This window comes from Fictibacillus nanhaiensis, assembly GCF_049537595.1.
GTDB lineage: Bacteria > Bacillota > Bacilli > Bacillales > Fictibacillaceae > Fictibacillus > Fictibacillus nanhaiensis_F.
In genome coordinates this window covers 1,500,153-1,519,458 of record NZ_JBMULM010000001.1, presented here as the reverse complement: position 1 = coordinate 1,519,458, position 19,306 = coordinate 1,500,153, and the positions used below count along the sequence as shown (strand labels likewise).

Sequence of the window (19,306 nt, the reverse complement as noted above, 5' to 3'; positions counted from 1 at the left end):
GCCAAATGCCCTAACAACAACATGAAAAAAGAACCATACCAAATGGTCCTTCCTTCTAATCTCGCATTATCCTATTTTTATTCTCACAAATTTACGCTTGCCTACTTGAACAACTAACCCGTCTTCAACCGAAACTAGTTGATTTGTATCTTCTACCTTTTCCCCGTTGATCTTAACCCCACGGTTGGCAATCATTCGGCGTGCTTCACTTTTTGAAGTGAGCATCTTCAGTTCAACAATTAAGTCAACAACCGGTACTTCAGCTGCACCACTCCACTCTACCGTTGGAATCTCATCAGGCATAGTTCCTTGTTGAAAAACAGTGATAAAGTATTGTTCCGCGGTCTCAGCTGCCTTCTCGCCGTGGTACATCTCCACAATGGTTTTTGCTAAAAGCATCTTTGCATCACGCGGATGCATCTTCTCACTCTTGATCTCACCCTTCACACGTTGAAGTTCTTCTGGCGAAAAATTCGTCACAAGTTCAAAGTACTTCGTCATGAGTGAATCTGGAATAGACATCGCCTTTCCGTACATGTCCTGCGGAGCTTCATCAATTCCGATGTAGTTCTTCTTGGATTTCGACATCTTTTCAACACCGTCTAATCCTTCGAGGAGCGGCATCAGCATAGCAACTTGCTTTTCTTTTCCAAACTTCTCTTGGTAGTGTCTACCCATTAAAATGTTAAAATGCTGATCGGTCCCGCCGAGCTCAATATCACACTCCAGCATCACGGAATCGTAGCCTTGCATAAGCGGGTAGAAGAACTCATGCAGCGAGACCGGCTTTCCTGTTGAGATTCGCTCATCGAAATCGTCTCGCTCTAACAATCTTGCCACCGTAATTTTACCAGCAAGATTGATCACATCTTCAAAATTCAGCTTTGAAAGCCATTTGGAATTGTAGTGCAGCTCTACTTTTTCCATATCTATAATTTTACCAAACTGTTCGAAATACGTTTTTGCGTTGTGCTCTACTTCTTCTGTCGTTAATTGTTTTCTAGCAACAGATTTCCCTGTAGGGTCACCGATCTTTCCTGTAAAATCACCAATGATCAATTGAATAATATGACCGTTCTGTTGAAACTGCCTTAATTTGTTCAACACTACCGTATGACCAAGATGAACGTCTGGAGCTGAAGGATCGAGTCCGAGTTTAATTTTTAAAGGAGAATTCTCTAAATTAGACTTCGCTACTTTGGTTTCGAGCTCTTCTGTCGGAATAATATCTTGAACGCCTTGTTTATAGATGTCCATTTGCCTCTTCACTTCAATTCGTTGCTTCTCATTCAACTGTGCCATAATCTGATTCACCCTGTTTTCCTCCTCTTAAGATCTCAAAATGTCATTTATAAAATAAAAAAGACCACATCCCTATACTGAAGGGACGTGGTCTAACTTTTACACGCGGTACCACCCTAATTGAAGAAATCATTCTTCCACTCAAATGTAAATAACGGTTTTCCCGTTCTAAGTCATATAGATATGACGAAGAAAGCTCTTGGAAATGTAATTCACATGATCTTTGTGCTGATTCACACCTACCATCAGCTCTCTAGAAACAGGGAGATCATTGCTACTTCGTTTCCTGTCATCGCATTTTTTATATGAAATTAAAAATCGTTCTCTCGTATAACTCTTCTCAGCAAACTTGATATTAATTTCTGCTCATCAACAGACAAGGAAGAAACGACTTCAACTTCACCTTCATGAAACCTTGGATATAGTTCTTCCATCACTTTTCTGCCTTTATCAGTCAAAACAACACATGTGATGCGTCGATCTCGATTGTCCACCTTACGATAACACAACTCTTTTCTTTCTAATGTATTCGTGATATTACTTATGGTCGCTTTTGAAACCCCTGCAGAAAGTGCTAATTTTTTTGTTTCAACAGATTCCCATATCCACAAATCATAAAGAATAGAAAAAGACGTCCAAGACAACCCATGCTTGGCTAGTACTTCACGTTCCATTTTATTGCGTAGTCCTTGGGCTGCTCTATACAGGTTTGTGACTACCGTAATAGAATGTAGATTGAGTGATTCAATCGGTGCTTTCGTCAATTGATTGATGGTGTCCTTCTCTTCCGGCAATAACTCACCGTACTCATCAAAAGAATAGATATGATCCACTCCTTATCAATTTTCATAATCGTTAGCATTGAAACGATATTAACAGATTAACATGCATAATGCAAGGTCTTGTTGATTGAATAACCATTATTTTTTTACAAATGGTTTTCCATACTTCACTAACACGTGCCAAAGAAGCTTCAACTCTTGTAAGACTTCACTTCGTGTTCCTCTGTCAGTCCAAGTCGCTGGATTTTTCGTTAAATCCCTTACAGCTTCACCTATAAGATGTGTATCAATCACTTGATTTTTAGCGATTCGTTTTGCTAATGACGGCATTTCTAACCCTCTAAAATCTGAAGGAACTTGATCTACAGACAATTGAAAACCAGAATGATAATAAAGCTGAATACCATATTTTGTACAAAGGTTTGTTAGCGTACCTCCGACCTTTGTTCCAATAAATGAAGGGTCTGCAACTAGGATTTCCACATCTTCTTTTAGCGAAAGATTACCGTGAACTTGTGCTTCAATATAATGATTTAAGTTTCGATAGACTTGTTTATTAGCGGGATCTTGAAAAGGCATTTCTATATTATGAAAAAGATGTTGGATCAAAGAACTCACCTTAAGATTAGGTTCTCCTAACGCATAATCTCTCGTAAAGATTTCTTCAAACAATCCAGCAATTATCATATCGAACTCTTCATAAGTTCCCTTTTCTTTTGGATTTTGATGAGAGTCCAGGTATGTATAGGTAGCTCGTCTCGAAACTTCAGGTTTGAGTAAGAAGTAACATGAACCAAAACGGGGCGCTGGTCCATCTGAATGATACATGATGTTTAACGCACCATATTTTGCTCGTTCCTTAAGAGTCGTACCTTTTATCTGGTAAGCTCCCCCAAATAATTGTTCTTCCCACTGATCGCGCAATCCTCCGGGATACGCAGAAACACTACCGTTTGAGAGCAGCGTTTCAAACTGACTTTTATAGATTCCTTCTTGATATAAGGCTTCTGCGATACTTTCCATAGTTGAGCTTGGTCGATCTGGGTGAAAGTGAAGGGCGATGCGAGCGTGCTCTTTAAGTTTACGGATGGCCTTATGAAAAACATCATCTGTTATGTTGGACATTCTTAATAAGTGTTGAATTGTGGCTTGAGCATCATCTTTTTGTTGTGCTGCATAACGCTCAACATTATGTATGGCAAGTTGTTGGGCTTGAGTTAATTTCATACATTACTCTCCTTGTCCACCGGCAAATACTTTTATTCAAGCACTATTGAGTTGGAATTTCACTCTCATGAATAGTGGCTTAGCTTTATTGAATACATTTTATAAAGGAGAGGATGATCATGAGTCTTAAAAAAAAGAAAAGAATCACAGGGTCAAGGAGCTTTAAAACTCCGGGTACATTTCCTCTCATCTTACTCGTAGTCATTTTGCTATTCTCTGCTTTTAGTTTATTTTTATCTTCGACAATGTTTCAAGATCACCTTGTTTTGTCAGAGCTTTTCCTGTTTTTATCCATGTCACTGCTATCACTTTTGATGGGCATAGTCGCGAGTTATTCAAGAATGAATAATATATTAGAACGTATTCTTATTCCGCTTGTAATCTTGGGCTCAATTGCAGCATCCATTGTCTTTACACACACTACTTTTCAGTTATACGAAGACATTGACGACTATGAAGCTGGTAACTTCAACGTGGTAGAAGGCATTGCGTCATCCTTAACGTATGACGGTTCTAAGAATGGTGACAATTATGTTTCTTCTATAACGATTCATCATAAGAAAGTTAAAGTATCTCATTTAAATATTACGGCTAAACATTACAAAGGTTACTTTAAAGAAAAAGCCATACGATTAACTTATCTAACTCATAGTAAGTTCGCGGTAACTATTGAAAAAGGCGATTAAGAAAAAACACAGCTCTCTTGATAGAGACGCTGTGTTTTCTTCATACATAATCAATTTGCTTTCTATTGAAGATGGGGCTTTTCTGCTTTTTTTCATCTGAAAATTTTAATAATCCATAAACCAAGAAACAACGTTCTTTCTGAAGTAAAAGTAAAGTGAAAAAGCTACATATAAAAAAGGCGGCTTTTCTCACTATCAATTTCGTTCTATTTCACTGTATTTAAACGACTGTTACGATAACCATAACTAAAATAAAGAACAAGTCCGATCACTAGCCAAACCACAAAACCTTTCCATGTAAATGCTGAAAGCTGCAGCATGAGATAAACACAGAAAATAATCGCTAAGGCTGGAATCAATGGAACCCAAGGAGTCTTAAAGCCTCGTTCGATGTCAGGCCGAGTTTTTCTAAGAACGGCAACACCTAAAGATACTGTTGCAAAAGCAAACAAAGTACCAATACTCGTAAGTTCTGCAAGTTTGTCTAATGGAACGAATCCAGCAAATAAGGCCACAAGCAATCCAGTTGTCCATGTACTAGGGAGAGGTACTTTCGTTTTTGGATGTACCGCGGACAGTTTACTTGGAAGAAGCCCATCACGGCTCATTGCATAAAACAATCTAGTCTGACCGAACATCATAACAATTAACACCGTTGTAATCCCTACGATTGCACCCAATGAGATAAAACCTGCTGCCCAATCTTGACCGATAAATTGCAGAGCAAAAGCTACAGGATCTTTTACATTAAGCATGTTATAAGGAACAATCCCAGTAAGAATGAGTGAAACAACGATATAGATGACTGTACAGATTGCCAATGCAGAGATGATACCAATCGGTAAATTTCGTTGAGGATTCTTCACTTCCTCTGCAGCTGTGGATACTGCATCAAAACCAAAATATGCAAAAACAACTACTGCAGCCCCTGTCACTACACCCGAGAATCCAAATGGAACAAACGGCTCCCAGTTTGCAGGTTCTACATACCAAACGCCCACAGCGATGAATAAGAGAATTACAGCAACTTTCACGATAACCATAATGGAATTAAATTTTGCTGATTCTTTTACACCTCTTGATAGAAGAAGTGTGACGAGCAGAATGATCATAACTGCAGGCAAATCAATATAAGTTCCTTTTGAAGGGTCAAAAGCACTTGTAATAGCTGTTGGAAGATGTATACCAAAGCCGGTTAAAAGGCTTTGAAAATATCCTGACCAACCACTCGCTACAGCTGATGAAGCGAGCCCATATTCCAGTACGAGGTCCCAGCCTAGAATCCAAGCAAAAATTTCCCCGAATGCTACATAACTGTAGGTGTAGGCACTCCCCGATTGTGGAATCATAGATGCGAATTCGGAATAACAAAGTGCCGCAAATACACAGGCAAGTCCTGCAATGATAAAAGATAGGATAAGAGCTGGACCCGCATATTTTGCAGCTGCTACCCCAGTCAGCACAAAGACCCCCGTTCCAATTATTGCCCCTACTCCTAACATCGTTAGGTCGACTGCACCAAGAACACGATTTAAAGATTGCTCACTGCTTTGATTAGTAGTTAATAATTTTTTTCTAAATAAGTTCATAAGGCCTCCAATAAGTGTCGATAAAAACCGAATAATGCTTTTGTAATTTTACAAGCATTTTATATTTATGTAAATATTAAAATTTTCAAATATTTCTAATAATAAACTATTGAACTTTGTACCTTCATTCATTGCCAATTTCTTGCGTTGATAATCATCCCTTTAACTCGCTAAAATGTATTTCATGTGACAACTCAGTTAATCAACATCAAGAAGAATTAAAGCACAAGAATATCAACAAGGAGTCAGCTATTTTTAATGAAAAACCATTTTAATGAAAAAAACCGTGTGAGTGATTTACTGCTCACGCGGTTTTTACTATATAAAAGTAAGAAAGAACCCAGGTGTGGGTTCTCTTCTCATATTAAGTCCTTATTCGACTAACAGCAATCAGCATTAAAAATGAAATACCGATAACACTTCCTACCCACATCCATGCAAGATCCATATGTCCTGATTCTATTGCAATATATATAGCAGTGGATATTGTCTGTGTTTTTCCAGGTATGTTTCCGGCGAACATCAGTGTTGCACCAAACTCACCTAATGCTCGAGCAAAACTTAGAATAGCACCAGATGTGATGGCCCTAACAGATAGTGGAACTGAAATTTTCCGCAAAACATCCCACTCGTTTGCCCCATCAACTCGCGCTGCGTTCTCGATGTCTGCGTCAATCGATTCGAACCCCGCTTTTGCGGATTGATACATGAGTGGAAATGCCACAACCGCAGACGCAATAACGGCTGCCCACCATGTAAACATTATCGGTTGGTTGAAGAGCCATTCTACTAGCTGTCCCCCTGGACCATTTCGACCGAACAAAACGATTAACAAAAAACCTACAACCGTTGGGGGTAGTACGAGCGGAAGTAAGAAAATTGTTTCAACGAAGGTCTTGCCCTTAAACTTTTTATGAGCCATGATCCTCCCAAAGAAAATACCTGCAAGAATCACGATCAAAGAAGCTGTCACCGCTATGCCGAGTGATAATTTGACAGGTGACCAAAAATCAATTGCCATTTCCTTCTCCACCCGCTTAACACCATATTTATAAGCTTTATTTTTCCGTCTTCATCATATCATACCGCGCTTAGTTGGGTATGATATGATGTCAGTTTTGTCGAACGGCCTTTATTTTTGAATTTAGACTTAATTTTCCCCTAGAATGACTTAATAGAAGCTTAGCACGACTTAATTTTTCAAATTTAGACTTAATTTTTCTTTTTAAGACTTAATTCCGTAAATTGAAACTTCCAATACTCCCAACCAAACACTTCAACTCATAAGAAAAGCTGCCAAGATGAGTACTTTACCCCATCAAGACAGCTCATTTATTTACTCTTTAACAGCTAACACAGAACCTTTATACTCTTTATCGATAAAATCGGTAATTTCTTTTGAATGAAGTACTTCTAATAACGTTTTAATCGATTTCTTATCTTTGTCGCCTTCACGAACCGTAATTATATTTGCAAATGGTGAATCAGATCCTTCCAAGGCGATAGAATCTTTCTTTGGGTTTAAATCTGCATCGATCGCATAGTTAGTGTTAATGACGATCGCATCGCCTTCATCGTTCTCATACGCCTTAGTTAAAAGACCAGGATCGATGTCTGCTACAAACTCTAGATTTTTCGGGTTTTCTACAATATCGCTTATTTGAGCTTCATACCCTTTTCCTTCTTTTAGTTTGATTAGTCCTTCTGCCTCAAAGATTGAAAGGATTCGACCGTGTTCAGCAATTGAGTTGCTCAAGATTACTTTCCCACCATTTGGAATGTCTTTTAAAGATTTGTGTCTTTTTGAATAAACACCCATTGGCTCTAAGTGAACAGCTCCAGCATTTTCAAACTTATATTTCGGGTTATCTTTCACTTGTTGATTCAGATATGGAATGTGCTGAAAATAGTTTGCATCTATTTCTTTTTCATAAAGTGACTTGTTCGGTAAGATATAGTCTTGGAATTTTACAATTTCTAATTCTATGCCCTTTTCCTCTAAAAGCGGCTTCGCTTCTTCTAATATTTCAGCATGCGGTACGTTTGATGCTCCAACAACAAGCTTTTCTGTTTTTTCTCCACCACTTGTAGATGAGCCACAAGCTGCTAATACGAATACTGCCAAACTTGCGAGTAATACTTGGATGATTCTTTTCATGTTCTGATCCCCTATCCATTAGTTTCTTTATATTCTTTGATAAAAGCTCTTGTAAGAGGTGATACAAAAAAGCCTCCTATTCTCTTAAAAGAGACAGAAGGCTTCTCGAAAAAACATTTCCGATTATCCTCTCATCTCTCAGTGTGACCACTGTTAGATTTAGCACCGTTTTCATGTTGGCTGTTCAACATGAATGGTTGCCGGGCTTCATAGGGCTAATTCCCTCCACCTGCTCTCAATAAGAGTATTCCTATCAAATTACTTTGTATTATTACAGGTATTCAACAGAATGTCAAACACTTTTTTTCAAAGTATTCTGAACAGATACGTTAACATTCTTCAACAACCATTCAGAAGTAGAACTTATGAGCTGATCAAAATGCTTGATTGAAGAATACGTATGATTTGCGCCTTCTATTAACTCCATAGATGTTGTAACGCCCGTAATCTTCTTTGATTCTTTATAATAGTCAGAACAGTAATCTGAAGAAATAACTGGGTCACCCGTTCCATGGATAAATAATGCTCTTCCCCTAAACTTTTTGATAGCTTCTAAAGGTGAATAAGCTTGAAGCGAAAGTAAAAATTCCTCCGTTATGGCATATCCTAAATGGTCAATTACAGGATGCTCACCGTTGTAACCAACGATTTCTTTGATATCAGCAAAAGGATTCCCTACAGCGGACCAAGTGATCACATTACTAATTCTTTCATCATCCGCTGCCGTGCAAACCGCAACAGCCCCACCTAAACTATGGCCGATTAGTGTTATGGCATGCTTATCAATATTTGTCAGTTTGCTTCCAAAGGAAATCGCTTCCTTCGTCTGATCAATAAAACAAGCAAATTCATTATCTCCATATTCCCCTTCACTCTCACCACACCCAGAATAATCAAATCGCAATACAGCAAACCCAAGTTTAACGAGTGCTTGAGCCGTTTTAACAAATAAACGATCAACTCCAATTCGCGTACTTGTAAAACCGTGACAAATTATGATCAACGGAAACTTCTTTTCACCTTCTCCATTCCGATGAGGTATATGTAAGGTGTGAGCCAGTTTTCTTCCCTTCCACCATATACAATCCGATGTCACCACATCACCCACTCCTTTTCTCTCTAAGAATACGTTTAAACCCAATCCATAAACCCGATTAATAAAAACAAAAACCGTGTTCATTTAGAGAACACGGCTTCATACATAAGATCCGTTCGTTCTCTCATCTCTCAGCAGTAACTGCTGTTAGATTTAGCACCGTTTCGGTCAAAACAAAGTTCTTCCGATGGTTGCCGGGCTTCATAGGGCTAATTCCCTCCGCCTGCTCTTAATAAGAGTTTGAATATTAATTTAATGATAATCATAGGCTACTTGCCAATGGTTGTCAATGTTATATACCATAACCGCACATTCCACCTTACAGAATATATTTATGTACCTAGGAAATGCTAAACAAATATAGTAGTTCACGACGTAATAACGAACGGGTGATTTCAATGATATTTTTTAAGAAGAAAAAGAAAAAACAACAACAAGAAGCTAATTCCATTTCTACAAAAGGTACATTGACATTTCCAGAACTCATGAAAAAACTGACGGCTTCAGCTGATTTCTCAACTGTGAAGCAATCATCTCTTAGCACTTTCTACATCTCTTATTATAAAACTCTTGTAAATCCCGAATTTGTTCATCGTGATTTATTACCGTATATAACAGAAATCCCGCTTAAAAACTTAGACGATATCCAGAAGCATCTACCGTTAGATGGAATGGTCAAAACGGATGATGTTCAAGATATCGCGAACAAAGTAACAGAAGGCTTCATTCTGATTCAAATGAACAAAGACGACCCGGAAAGTTTGCTCGTTCCTAGTTTATCGACTGAAAACAGACAGATCTCCATCCCTGAAACCGAATTTAGCGTTGTTGGTCCAAAGGAAGCATTCGTTGAATCTTTGGACACCAATTTAAACTTGATTCGTAAACGACTTCCTATTCCTGAATTTACAGTAAAAGAAGTGCGTGTTGGAAAACTTTCAAAAACGAGAGTTGCAATTATCTACATCGACGGAATTGCTGATGAAGAAAATGTGAATACTGCTATTCAGCGTGTTAACGATATCGAATACGACCATGTCGTTGATAGTTCTTATATCAATCAAATGATTTCAGACAACGAGAACTCACCTTTTCCACAGCTTATCGATACAGAACGACCAGATCGAGTAGCTAGTGTTTTATCTGAAGGAAAAGTGGCCATAATGGCTGACGGATCACCACATGCATTGACTGGCCCAACTACGATCGTAGAATTCTTTTCGGCTTTTGAAGATTACTTTCTAAATTGGACGCTCGCTTCTGCTTTTCGATTGATCCGATTGATGGCGGTTATGTTCTCCGTGTTATCTACGCCGCTTTATGTAGCTGTATTAACGTTTCATTATGAGATGATCCCGGAAAACCTTCTAGCTACACTTGTGGCTTCACGTAACGATATTCCGTTCCCACCTATATTAGAAGCTATCGTACTAGAACTTTCGATTGAGTTACTTCGTGAAGCTGGTGCGAGACTACCATCTAAGGTCGGTCAAACGATCGGTATCGTTGGAGGTATCGTAATCGGAACGGCAGCAGTACAAGCAGGGTTAACGAGCAACGTTCTTTTAATTATAGTTGCTTTAGCTGCACTCGCTTCTTTTACAACACCTGTCTATCAGATGGGTAACACGATTCGTTTACTTCGCTTCCCATTTTTATTGTTTGCCCAGTTTTTAGGAGTACTCGGTGTCGGTATTTGTTTTGCTTTTATCGTTTCTCATCTGTTGAAACTTACTTCTCTTGGAAGACCTTACATTGCTCCCTTATACCCACTTCGTGCAAATGACTTAAAAGATGCACTAATACGAATGCCGTTCAGTATGCAAAATAGCCGTCCGTCATTATTAAGACCACAAGATAAGGCAAGAATGAATAAAAAACGAGCAACAGCAAAGCATGACATAGAGGACTAAAAAATGAGGGGTATGTATGTCTCAGATCAGTGTAAACAAACAGATATCACCTTACATGGCTTTTTATATGGTCACAACAATGCAGATTGGAGTAGGTATTCTGGGGTTCGAGCGTTATATCGCTAAATCAGCAGGACATGATGCATGGATTTCCGTAATCATTGGAGGTCTTTCATTTAATGTATTGATCTGGATGATCTATCGTCTCCTTACAAAAGAGAACGCTGATATCATTGGCGTACATAGAAACTTATTCGGTAGATGGATCGGCGGTGCATTAAGCTTTCTTCTCTTGATTTATTTTAGTTCAACGATTCTAACTGTACTTAGGACGTATATTGAAGTGATTCAAATCTGGGTGTTTCCTGAACTAGGTACACCGATAATTTCCATTATTCTGCTGGGCTTGGCATATTCCTACGTAATAGGAGGAATCCGTGTTGTTGCAGGTCTTTCCGTTTTAGGCTTTTTTATCTCTCTTCCTTTATTTTTACTAAAATATTACGCGTTAAAAAACGCGCATTATACTAATCTTTTACCCATTTTAGATCATTCCTTTAGCGAACTGATGGCTGCAACAAGAGGAGTTACCCTTGATTATTTAGGATTTGAACTCATTTTGCTATACATGCCCTTTTTAAAACAACCAGAAAAATCACAGAAGTGGGCTCATTTTGGAAATTTATTTACGATGTTTACTTACCTTATCACGGTGTTTGTATCTTTTGTTTATTACAATCAAGAGCAACTTCAACATACAATTTGGGCGACATTAACACTATGGAAAATTGTTGACCTCCCTTTTGCACAGCGATTTGAATATGCGGGTATCGCGCTCTGGCTTTTTGTTATTCTGCCTAACATCTGTATCGGCTTATGGTCAGTCAGCCGTGGTATTCATCGGTTGTATAAAATCAAGCAAAAGAGCGCACTTCGTATCATGATTCTCGGTATTTTTATATGTAGCATTTTAATCATTGATCGGCAACAAGTAGATATACTAAATACGATAGTTTCTCAGATTGGTTTTTATATTCTATATGCCTATATTCCATTTCTATTTGTTATCCAACCAATTTTAGGAAAAGGAAGGAAAACAAAAAATGGTTAAAAAACATCTTCTTATCGTTTTCACTTTATTCCTGTTAACAGGCTGTTTTCCGAGCAAAAAGATTCTCGAAGACATTCAGCTCGTTTCTGCAGTTGGTTATGATTATAAGTCGAACAACCAAGTAGAGTTGAACGGGATGGTAGCCATTCCACAGCGAGGTGAAGATGTCCCTCCGATTTCACAAGTATTCACGGCCACTACGAATACGAGCAAGATGGCAAGAGCATTAGAACAAGCAGAATCACCCAAACCTTTTGAAATCGGAAGGTTAGAAATTGCTCTTTATAATGATCGGTTAGCTGAAAAAGGAATTTATGATCTAGTAGACACACTTCAGCGTGACCCTTCCTTAGGTCGCGATCTTTATATGGCAATCGTTAATGGAAGTACAAAAACATTATTAAAGCAACAGTATCCTCTTAGTGAAACGCCATCTAAATATCTGCTTCAGCTTTTAAATCAAAATATGAACGCAAACATACCAAAGTCAAACATACATGATTTTTTGTATAGATATTACGGAAAAGGAATGGATCCAAACTTGCCACTCTTAGAGAAGCAAGGTGATCGAATTAGAGTAGTAGGAACAGCTCTCTTAAAAGACGATAAAATGGTTGGACAATTGAAGCTCGAAGATTCCTTTCTTTTAAAACTTCTCATGGAACCCTTTGAAAAAGGCATCTATGAAGTGAAATTTAAAAAAGATCAATTCTTCACGATTCAAAACCTGAAGTCTAAAGTAGAATATCGATTTAAAGACGTAAAACAATCGCCATCAGTAGACATTTTTGTTAATGTTAGAGGACGCGTAAGTGAAGCACCCAAAATTCCCGTCAGTGATCCATCTCTTATCGAACAACTTGAGCGTGCTACAGAAAAAGCAATGAATAAACGAACCAATAAGATCGTCAAGAAGTTACAAAAAGCAAAGGTAGATACGATTGGATTAGGCGATCTGGCTAGAAGCAGAACACGAGGTTTTGATTATAAACGCTGGGACGATCAGTATCCAGATATTCCAATCAACGTTAAAGTGAATGTGGAGATTACGCAAGCAGGGATTACGGAGTAGCGTGGTTTCTAGAGACATATATGGCGGTAGTTTAGTGTTAGGCACTGAATGTAGTTTTGTCGAAAATTGGTTAAATAATTTTATCCGTGAAATTTTCGAGCTTATACGTGAATATATAAGCATTTACCGTGAAATTATTTGGAATTACCGTGGATATATGTTTTTACATCTTCTCCTGTATGTTTCGCGCGCACATTCAAATGCATTTTCCATCTGAAATGGACATCACATAAATAAAAAAGAAGCTTTCTCTCAACATTCTCCTCCCATTGAGTAAAAGCTTCTTTTATGATTAATTTCAGCTGCCAGAGCTTCCCGCACCAGCACCTGCCGATGATGAGTTACGTTTTTCGATCGCATTTACACCCATTACAACAGCAATCAGCTCTTCAGTTAATAAATGATTCGAGTTATGTTTTAACTCATAAGCAGAAGCTTGGAAAAATCCATTCACTTTTTTAAATGTCGCCACTTCCGCCTTATTTTCATCTAAAATGATATACTCTTTTGAAAAAGCAGGAGCTTCAATTTCATAATTTTGTTCATTCGTCATATAACGATATTTTTTAGAAAAAAACGCGAATGAGGATTTCACCACGCCGAACTCCTTGCCATCAGGTTGTTTAACGACCCACTTTCCTGATAAAAAAGGAAAGCTACCTTCAACGATTACTCTTCCTGATTCATCCTCAATACTCACTCCAGATGAAAATGCACTTTTTAGATCTAGAACTCCCCGTTTCTGTTGCTCACTATTGAATATGTCAGTTTTGCCTGATGAGAAAAATGTATCTTTAAAATACACACAATTCTCCATGATACCAACCCTCCTAGTCCAAGATTGAACTTATTTCTTTTGTTCCTCTAACTGCTGAAGTCGTTTTTCAATTTTCTTTCGCTTTTCTATTTCTTGGAACACAAAAATGAAGGCTGTCGCAGCCATAAAAAAAGTTAACCATTCCACGATGTTCACCCCTTAATTTTCTCTAGTTCAGTAAATCTAGAATCAAAAGCTCTTCTTACAAACTCTTTTTTGTCTCCATAAATCTTGATTATTTCTTTGATCTCTTCTGGTCGGTAATACTCGTTTCGGTTGTTAGCAAGTGAAGGATAGCCTGACCCTCGGTGAAGATAATCTGATGAAGCAACAGAGTACCATCTTTCTTCAACAATTGGTTCACCGCCTATCCTCATTTCAACCACTTTTAATCCATCAAAAACAACTTCTGCGCCTGAAATGTGCAGTCTCCCTACATACTTCCCTCTGAATCCTGGCCCTCTTCCATCTTGTAAACAATGTTGGACATCAAGGGATTGTTGAACGGCTTCCATAATATATTTACCTTGAATCTCGAAAGAGGTTGGATTCAAGGGAGATGGACAGATCTCTATCAACTTTTTATGAGAAAGATAAGAAAAGATACCAGCGTTAACAATCCCACTGTTTATCAAGCCTATATCGGTATTGAGCAAATCTTTTAAACCATCTGCGATAAGGTTTGTGATCGGATTTTCACCAATTACATCGTGCCATAACGGTTCATCAATTCTATACAAAGGTTTCCCTAAAATCTCAATGGCAGATTCTTTACTTCGTTTAAGAATGGATAAGATCTCTTCGTCTGGTTTCGAATCTCTTGTACAATAGACCGCAGATTGTAAAAGTGTTTTGTGTGTCCCGTTTATTTCAAGTTCTAATACACCAATATGTTCGCCAAAGTTCCCTGCACTTACGATGAATGTATTATTAACTACTTGTGCTTCATTATATAGAACATGATCATGCGAAGAAACGATCACGTCAATGCCAGATATCTCTTTAGCTAATTCGGTATCCGCTAGCGTTCCAACATGGTTCAGAAGAATGCACAGATCGTATTTCCCACGGTTACGCTCCAGTTCTTCAGCTATAGCGATAATGTAGTTCTCACTATGAAATCCTAACCCTTCATTAAAAGCTCCTAAGTCAGGTGAAGCGCCAGTTACAAAAATACGAAGTCCATTTTTAGTGAGGAGCACACTCGAATGAACGCCAGGAATCGTCTTCTTATCTTTCTTGAAAAGGTTGTTGCTGATAAAAGGAACTGTACTTTTTGTAGCCATATGTTCCAACGTATCTGCCCCATTAAACATCTCGTTGTTGCCGATCGTTAAGGCATCGTAACCAACTGTATCTAGGAGTTCAACCGCGGCCATTCCTCTTGTTCCCTGTAGTTCGATGCTTTTAAAATCTGCAAAATCACCTGCATCCACCAGTAAAGTGTTTTCGTCTTTATGCTGATTAATTAAGGTTACTGCTTTCGCAAAGTTATCAAAATGACTGTGAAGATCGTTCGTATGTATGATTTTTATCTTCATAAATCCCCCAAAATTTCATAAGATTCCCTTTACAAATAATGGTATCATAAAACAAAAGTAAATGTTGAAAAAATACGGAGGTTGGAATGTCATATCTCGATAACGAATTATGTATTAGACCCATCATAGAAGGAGACCTCCCCAGGCTTTGGGAACTCATTTATAAAGAGAAGGAACCAGAATGGAAACAATGGGATGCTCCATATTTTAATCACAAACAAATTCCATTTGATGAATTTATGTGGAACAAAGATCACTATGTGAATCAAGATCAACGGTGGGCAATAGAAGTTGCTGGTGAGTTGGTTGGAACCGTGAGCTATTATTGGGAGCACGAGCCCTCTCGCTGGTTAGAGATGGGTATTGGAATCTACAATCCCAAGTTTTGGAGTGGTGGATACGGAACAAGAGCTTTTATTCTTTGGATCAATCACTTGTTCAACACCCTTCCACTCGTGCGTGTTGGGTATACCACATGGTCAGGAAATAAACGGATGATTAAAGTTGGTGAAAAACTTGGCATGAAAATGGAAGGCAGAATGAGAAAATGTCGCTATTATAACGGAGAGTTTTATGATTCCATCAGGATGGGAATTCTTCGAGAAGAGTGGAAATTGTTCACATTAGGAGGATAATAAACGCATGGAAATTTTATTAGCACTATCAGGTTATCTCATCTTATTCTTCGTAATATATCTAGCGGTGAGAACTGGAATTAATGACTCTAAAAATCTCACACATATAAAAAATGAGCTTTCTACAATAAAAAGAGAGTTAGAGCTGTTACGCAAACAATCAGTAAAGCAAGAGGAGGAATGAACCTTTGGCAAGACGGAGCACCATATCATCAGAATACATCTACAAAACTCCCTTCGGTCATTTAAGAAAAGACAGCTTCAAGCTGCAAAATAAAGAGGAAACCATTGACTATTATGTTCATGAATATCCTGACTGGGTGAATGCAATCGTCTTAACTAAAGATAAACAGATTTTACTTGTTGAACAATACCGTCATCCTGGCAACGACTTCTTTTTAGAAGTTCCGGCTGGAAAAGTTGAACAAGGTGAATCCTATGAGGAGGGAATCATAAGAGAGGTTCTAGAGGAAACAGGCTACTCTTCTCTTAAAAAACCGATCTTACTTGGAGAATTCATGGTAAACCCTGCTACCCAAACCAACAGGGTTATAACGTTTTTATTCTTAGATGCATTCGAAACATCGTCTCAAAACTTAGATGATAACGAAGATATAACGGTTAAGATTTTCTCTTTTGATGCTATGGAAGAACTCATAGAAGATAAAAAAATTACACAATTGTTTACCGTAAGTGCTTACTTTTTAGCAAAGCATTATCTATCCCAAAATAAAGAGAACTAGCTTAGTTGAGTATAACTCTAAGCTAGTTCTCCTCTCTTTAGTTCAGTTTCATTTTAACTGCGCGTGTTGCTACAAAACTTTTAATATAGGAATCGATCGGTCTTCTTCCACCAAAATCATCTTCATATAATCCTGTAATCACGAAACCTGCATCAATCTGCCCTTGTATTTGATCCTCTAACGTATGTCCGAATTCTATCGTTTCATCAGTCTTAAGGAACGCAGACTTCTCTTCTTCAGTCATAGAATCGAGAGTGGAATAAGGAATGCTGTTACTTACCACTAAATTTCCCTTTCGATCTTCTTCATCATCAAAAATAAACAACAATGGATTGGTAAAACCAGAGATGAGGACGCCTCTGTCTTTTAAAACACGTGATGCCTCTTTCCATACGAGAGAAATATCCTCCACAAACACATTCGCCACAGGATGAACGATCAAGTCGAACTCCCCATCATCCAACATAGAGAGATCACACATATCTCCTTGTATAACTCTTAAACTCAAATTGTTTGCTTCTGCTACCAATTGGTCATTTTCTAACTGTTTCTTTGATATATCGATGACAGTAACATCTGCGCCAGCAGCTGCTAACACAGGACCTTGTTGTCCTCCTCCAGAAGCAAGACAAAGAATCTTCACCCCGTTTAAAAACTCTGGAAACCAACCTCTAGGAACTGGTTTTTCTGTTGTAACGGTAATACGCCAATCTCCTGATTTACTTTTTTCAATTTCATCATTCGATACAACCTTCGTATAGCTCACACCATCTTCAACCTTTTTGTCCCAAGCCTTACTATTGTGCTTAACCGTATTCATCTCTAAAACTCCTAGTCATTAATAGTCTTGTACACAATCCATAAAAAGGTAGTTAAACCCTTCATAATAGACAAAAGAACAGCAAAAAAGAGCCTTAAGTAAGGCTCTATTGAACAGTAATCCTAAATCTTTTCATGTAAAACGGTATAATCTATTTCAGAAAAATCAGCTAAAGTAGGTTCATTCGCGTCAAGTTTTAAAGTACGAGCTGTAGAAGCGTGTACTTTCTTTAATAAATCAGGGTTGTTCATCAATCGCTGACCATAGGAAGGAATCATCTCTTTGATCTTTGGTTCCCATTTTCCGATCTCTTGTGGGAAGCATTTGTTCAACACTTCAAGCATAACTTGAACAGCAGTGGACGCACCAGGTGATGCGCCAAGTAAGGCAGCAATCGAACCATCAGCGGAAGTAATCACTTCTGTACCGAATTGAAGGGTTCCTTTTCCACCTGATTCTGTATCCTTGATGACCTGAACACGTTGCCCAGCTACGACAAGATCCCAATCTTCACTCTTGGCAGTCGGGATAAACTCTCGTAGTTCTTCCATTCGCTGTTCTTTTGACAACAACACTTGTTGAATCAAGTATTTCGTTAATGACATTTCTTTAGCACCCGCAGCTAACATCGTTAATACGTTATTAGGTTTTACAGATGTCACAAGATCAAGCATAGACCCTGTTTTCAAGAACTTTGGTGAGAATCCAGCGAATGGTCCGAACAATAATGATTTCTTGTTGTCAATATATCGTGTATCCAAGTGAGGAACAGACATTGGTGGTGCCCCGACTTTAGCTTTTCCGTATACTTTCGCGTGCTGTTGCTCAATCACTTCTGGATTCTTACATACCATGAAGATCCCACTTACTGGAAATCCGCCAATGTGCTTTCCTTCAGGAATACCGGATTTTTGAAGAAGATGAAGACTTCCCCCTCCACCACCGATAAAAACAAATTTCGCTGTGTGTCTCTCAACAGAACCTGAGTTTAGATTTTTGACTTTCAGTTCCCAAGAGCCATCACTTGTACGCTTTAGATTTTCCACGCTATGTTTGTATTTAACATCAACATTCTGCTTCTGAAGATGACTAAATAACATGCGAGTGAGAGAACCAAAATTAACATCTGTTCCTGAATCGATCTTCGTAGCAGCAATACTCTCGTCTAACGAACGACCTTCCATGATCAATGGAATCCATTCCATCAATTTCTCTGGAGAATCTGAGAATTCCATCCCTTTAAAGAGAGGATTCTCTGTTAGCGCTTCCATACGTTTCTTTAAAAACTGAACGTTGTTTTCTCCTTGAACCATACTCATGTGAGGCAATGGCATAATGAAATCTTCTGGATTACGAATCAATTTTTGTTCAACAAGGTAAGACCAGAACTGCATAGATACTTGAAACTGTTCATTAATTTCTATGGCTTTTGAAATATCGATCGATCCATCTGGTTTTTCCGATGTGTAATTTAGTTCACAAAGTGCAGCATGCCCAGTTCCCGCATTGTTCCACTCGTTTGAACTTTCCTCTCCTGCTTTATCAAGTTTTTCAAATACTTTAATTTTCATTTCTGGAGCTATTTCTTTTAAGATCGTTCCTAATGTAGCACTCATGATTCCAGCGCCAATTAAAAGGACGTCTGTGTTCGTTTCTCTGTTGCTCATCATTATCAACCTTTTCACCTAAAATTTACAGAAAAAAGCCATCGTCTCACATATAAAAGAGACAACTTGGTTACAGCTTTTCCTGTTTCCATGAAAACCATATCAACTAGTATTGCTAATATTTAAGTCTTTAATATCTTTATTATA

General features: G+C 38.2%; 18 protein-coding genes, 2 riboswitches and 1 other annotated feature. Of the genes, 7 read left to right on the top strand and 11 right to left on the bottom strand.

Features of this window, described 5'->3' with window-relative positions:
- Positions 1 to 66: 66 nt before the first annotated feature.
- The 3 genes from tyrS to ACOZ9X_RS07710 form a co-directional block, all read right to left on the bottom strand.
- On the bottom strand, positions 67 to 1,314 hold the full coding sequence (gene tyrS, locus ACOZ9X_RS07720) for a tyrosine--tRNA ligase (protein WP_423417670.1): 1,248 nt from the start codon (positions 1,312 to 1,314) through the stop codon (positions 67 to 69).
- Between the two features lie 66 nt (positions 1,315 to 1,380).
- Positions 1,381 to 1,604, bottom strand: a binding site (T-box leader).
- A gap of 9 nt (positions 1,605 to 1,613) precedes the next feature.
- Positions 1,614 to 2,126 carry a MarR family transcriptional regulator gene (locus tag ACOZ9X_RS07715; RefSeq protein ID WP_423418244.1) on the bottom strand — a complete coding sequence of 171 codons (513 nt, stop codon included), beginning with the start codon at positions 2,124 to 2,126 and terminating at the stop codon, positions 1,614 to 1,616.
- Between the two features lie 96 nt (positions 2,127 to 2,222).
- Complete coding sequence (locus tag ACOZ9X_RS07710) at positions 2,223 to 3,311, bottom strand: DUF3626 domain-containing protein (RefSeq protein WP_423417669.1); 1,089 nt, start codon at positions 3,309 to 3,311, stop codon at positions 2,223 to 2,225.
- A gap of 119 nt (positions 3,312 to 3,430) precedes the next feature.
- Between ACOZ9X_RS07710 and ACOZ9X_RS07705 the strand changes: the two genes are divergently transcribed.
- Positions 3,431 to 3,997 (top strand): hypothetical protein, encoded by a 567-nt coding sequence (locus tag ACOZ9X_RS07705; protein ID WP_423417668.1) that lies wholly within the window; start codon positions 3,431 to 3,433, stop codon positions 3,995 to 3,997.
- A gap of 206 nt (positions 3,998 to 4,203) precedes the next feature.
- Here ACOZ9X_RS07705 and ACOZ9X_RS07700 read toward each other — a convergent pair whose 3' ends face one another.
- From ACOZ9X_RS07700 to ACOZ9X_RS07685, 4 genes are all read right to left on the bottom strand, one after another.
- Positions 4,204 to 5,586 carry an amino acid permease gene (locus ACOZ9X_RS07700; RefSeq protein WP_423417667.1) on the bottom strand — a complete coding sequence of 461 codons (1,383 nt, stop codon included), beginning with the start codon at positions 5,584 to 5,586 and terminating at the stop codon, positions 4,204 to 4,206.
- Positions 5,587 to 5,950: 364 nt separating this feature from the next.
- Positions 5,951 to 6,607, bottom strand: coding sequence for a molybdate ABC transporter permease subunit (modB, locus tag ACOZ9X_RS07695; RefSeq protein ID WP_423417666.1), 657 nt, complete (start codon positions 6,605 to 6,607; stop codon positions 5,951 to 5,953).
- A gap of 315 nt (positions 6,608 to 6,922) precedes the next feature.
- The gene (locus ACOZ9X_RS07690; protein ID WP_423417665.1) at positions 6,923 to 7,744 is read right to left on the bottom strand and encodes a MetQ/NlpA family ABC transporter substrate-binding protein; all 822 of its coding nucleotides are present in this window, start codon (positions 7,742 to 7,744) and stop codon (positions 6,923 to 6,925) included.
- A gap of 128 nt (positions 7,745 to 7,872) precedes the next feature.
- A riboswitch (SAM riboswitch) is annotated at positions 7,873 to 7,989 on the bottom strand.
- A gap of 47 nt (positions 7,990 to 8,036) precedes the next feature.
- Positions 8,037 to 8,843: an alpha/beta hydrolase gene (locus tag ACOZ9X_RS07685; RefSeq protein WP_423417664.1), complete on the bottom strand. Its 807-nt coding sequence runs from the start codon at positions 8,841 to 8,843 to the stop codon at positions 8,037 to 8,039.
- A 118-nt stretch (positions 8,844 to 8,961) separates the two neighbouring features.
- Positions 8,962 to 9,079, bottom strand: a riboswitch (SAM riboswitch).
- Between the two features lie 159 nt (positions 9,080 to 9,238).
- Between ACOZ9X_RS07685 and ACOZ9X_RS07680 the strand changes: the two genes are divergently transcribed.
- The 3 genes from ACOZ9X_RS07680 to ACOZ9X_RS07670 are packed head-to-tail and all read left to right on the top strand — an operon-like array spanning position 9,239 to position 12,936.
- Complete coding sequence (locus tag ACOZ9X_RS07680; RefSeq protein ID WP_423417663.1) at positions 9,239 to 10,753, top strand: spore germination protein; 1,515 nt, start codon at positions 9,239 to 9,241, stop codon at positions 10,751 to 10,753.
- A 16-nt stretch (positions 10,754 to 10,769) separates the two neighbouring features.
- Positions 10,770 to 11,864, top strand: a complete 1,095-nt coding sequence (locus ACOZ9X_RS07675; RefSeq protein WP_423417662.1) for a GerAB/ArcD/ProY family transporter — start codon at positions 10,770 to 10,772, stop codon at positions 11,862 to 11,864.
- Positions 11,857 to 12,936, top strand: a complete 1,080-nt coding sequence (locus tag ACOZ9X_RS07670) for a Ger(x)C family spore germination protein (RefSeq protein WP_423417661.1) — start codon at positions 11,857 to 11,859, stop codon at positions 12,934 to 12,936. The genes ACOZ9X_RS07675 and ACOZ9X_RS07670 overlap by 8 nt, the downstream gene beginning before the upstream one ends.
- Before the next feature lie 298 nt (positions 12,937 to 13,234).
- Here ACOZ9X_RS07670 and ACOZ9X_RS07665 read toward each other — a convergent pair whose 3' ends face one another.
- Positions 13,235 to 13,753, bottom strand: a complete 519-nt coding sequence (locus ACOZ9X_RS07665) for a hypothetical protein (protein WP_423417660.1) — start codon at positions 13,751 to 13,753, stop codon at positions 13,235 to 13,237.
- A gap of 152 nt (positions 13,754 to 13,905) precedes the next feature.
- Positions 13,906 to 15,294, bottom strand: coding sequence for a bifunctional metallophosphatase/5'-nucleotidase (locus ACOZ9X_RS07660; protein WP_423417659.1), 1,389 nt, complete (start codon positions 15,292 to 15,294; stop codon positions 13,906 to 13,908).
- Between the two features lie 86 nt (positions 15,295 to 15,380).
- Between ACOZ9X_RS07660 and ACOZ9X_RS07655 the strand changes: the two genes are divergently transcribed.
- Genes ACOZ9X_RS07655 through ACOZ9X_RS07645 form a run of 3 tightly spaced genes read left to right on the top strand, consistent with a single transcriptional unit; the run spans position 15,381 to position 16,672 of the window.
- The gene (locus ACOZ9X_RS07655; RefSeq protein WP_423417658.1) at positions 15,381 to 15,929 is read left to right on the top strand and encodes a GNAT family N-acetyltransferase; all 549 of its coding nucleotides are present in this window, start codon (positions 15,381 to 15,383) and stop codon (positions 15,927 to 15,929) included.
- Between the two features lie 7 nt (positions 15,930 to 15,936).
- Complete coding sequence (locus tag ACOZ9X_RS07650) at positions 15,937 to 16,113, top strand: hypothetical protein (RefSeq protein WP_423417657.1); 177 nt, start codon at positions 15,937 to 15,939, stop codon at positions 16,111 to 16,113.
- 4 nt (positions 16,114 to 16,117) lie between these two features.
- A complete protein-coding gene (locus tag ACOZ9X_RS07645) occupies positions 16,118 to 16,672 on the top strand; it encodes an NUDIX hydrolase (RefSeq protein WP_423417656.1) in 555 nt (184 codons plus the stop codon).
- Positions 16,673 to 16,709: 37 nt separating this feature from the next.
- On the opposite strand, the gene ACOZ9X_RS07640 is transcribed toward ACOZ9X_RS07645, so the two are convergent.
- Positions 16,710 to 17,492: a class I SAM-dependent methyltransferase gene (locus ACOZ9X_RS07640; protein ID WP_423417655.1), complete on the bottom strand. Its 783-nt coding sequence runs from the start codon at positions 17,490 to 17,492 to the stop codon at positions 16,710 to 16,712.
- 122 nt (positions 17,493 to 17,614) lie between these two features.
- Positions 17,615 to 19,159, bottom strand: a complete 1,545-nt coding sequence (locus ACOZ9X_RS07635; RefSeq protein ID WP_423418243.1) for a malate:quinone oxidoreductase — start codon at positions 19,157 to 19,159, stop codon at positions 17,615 to 17,617.
- Between the last annotated feature and the right edge of the window lie 147 nt (positions 19,160 to 19,306).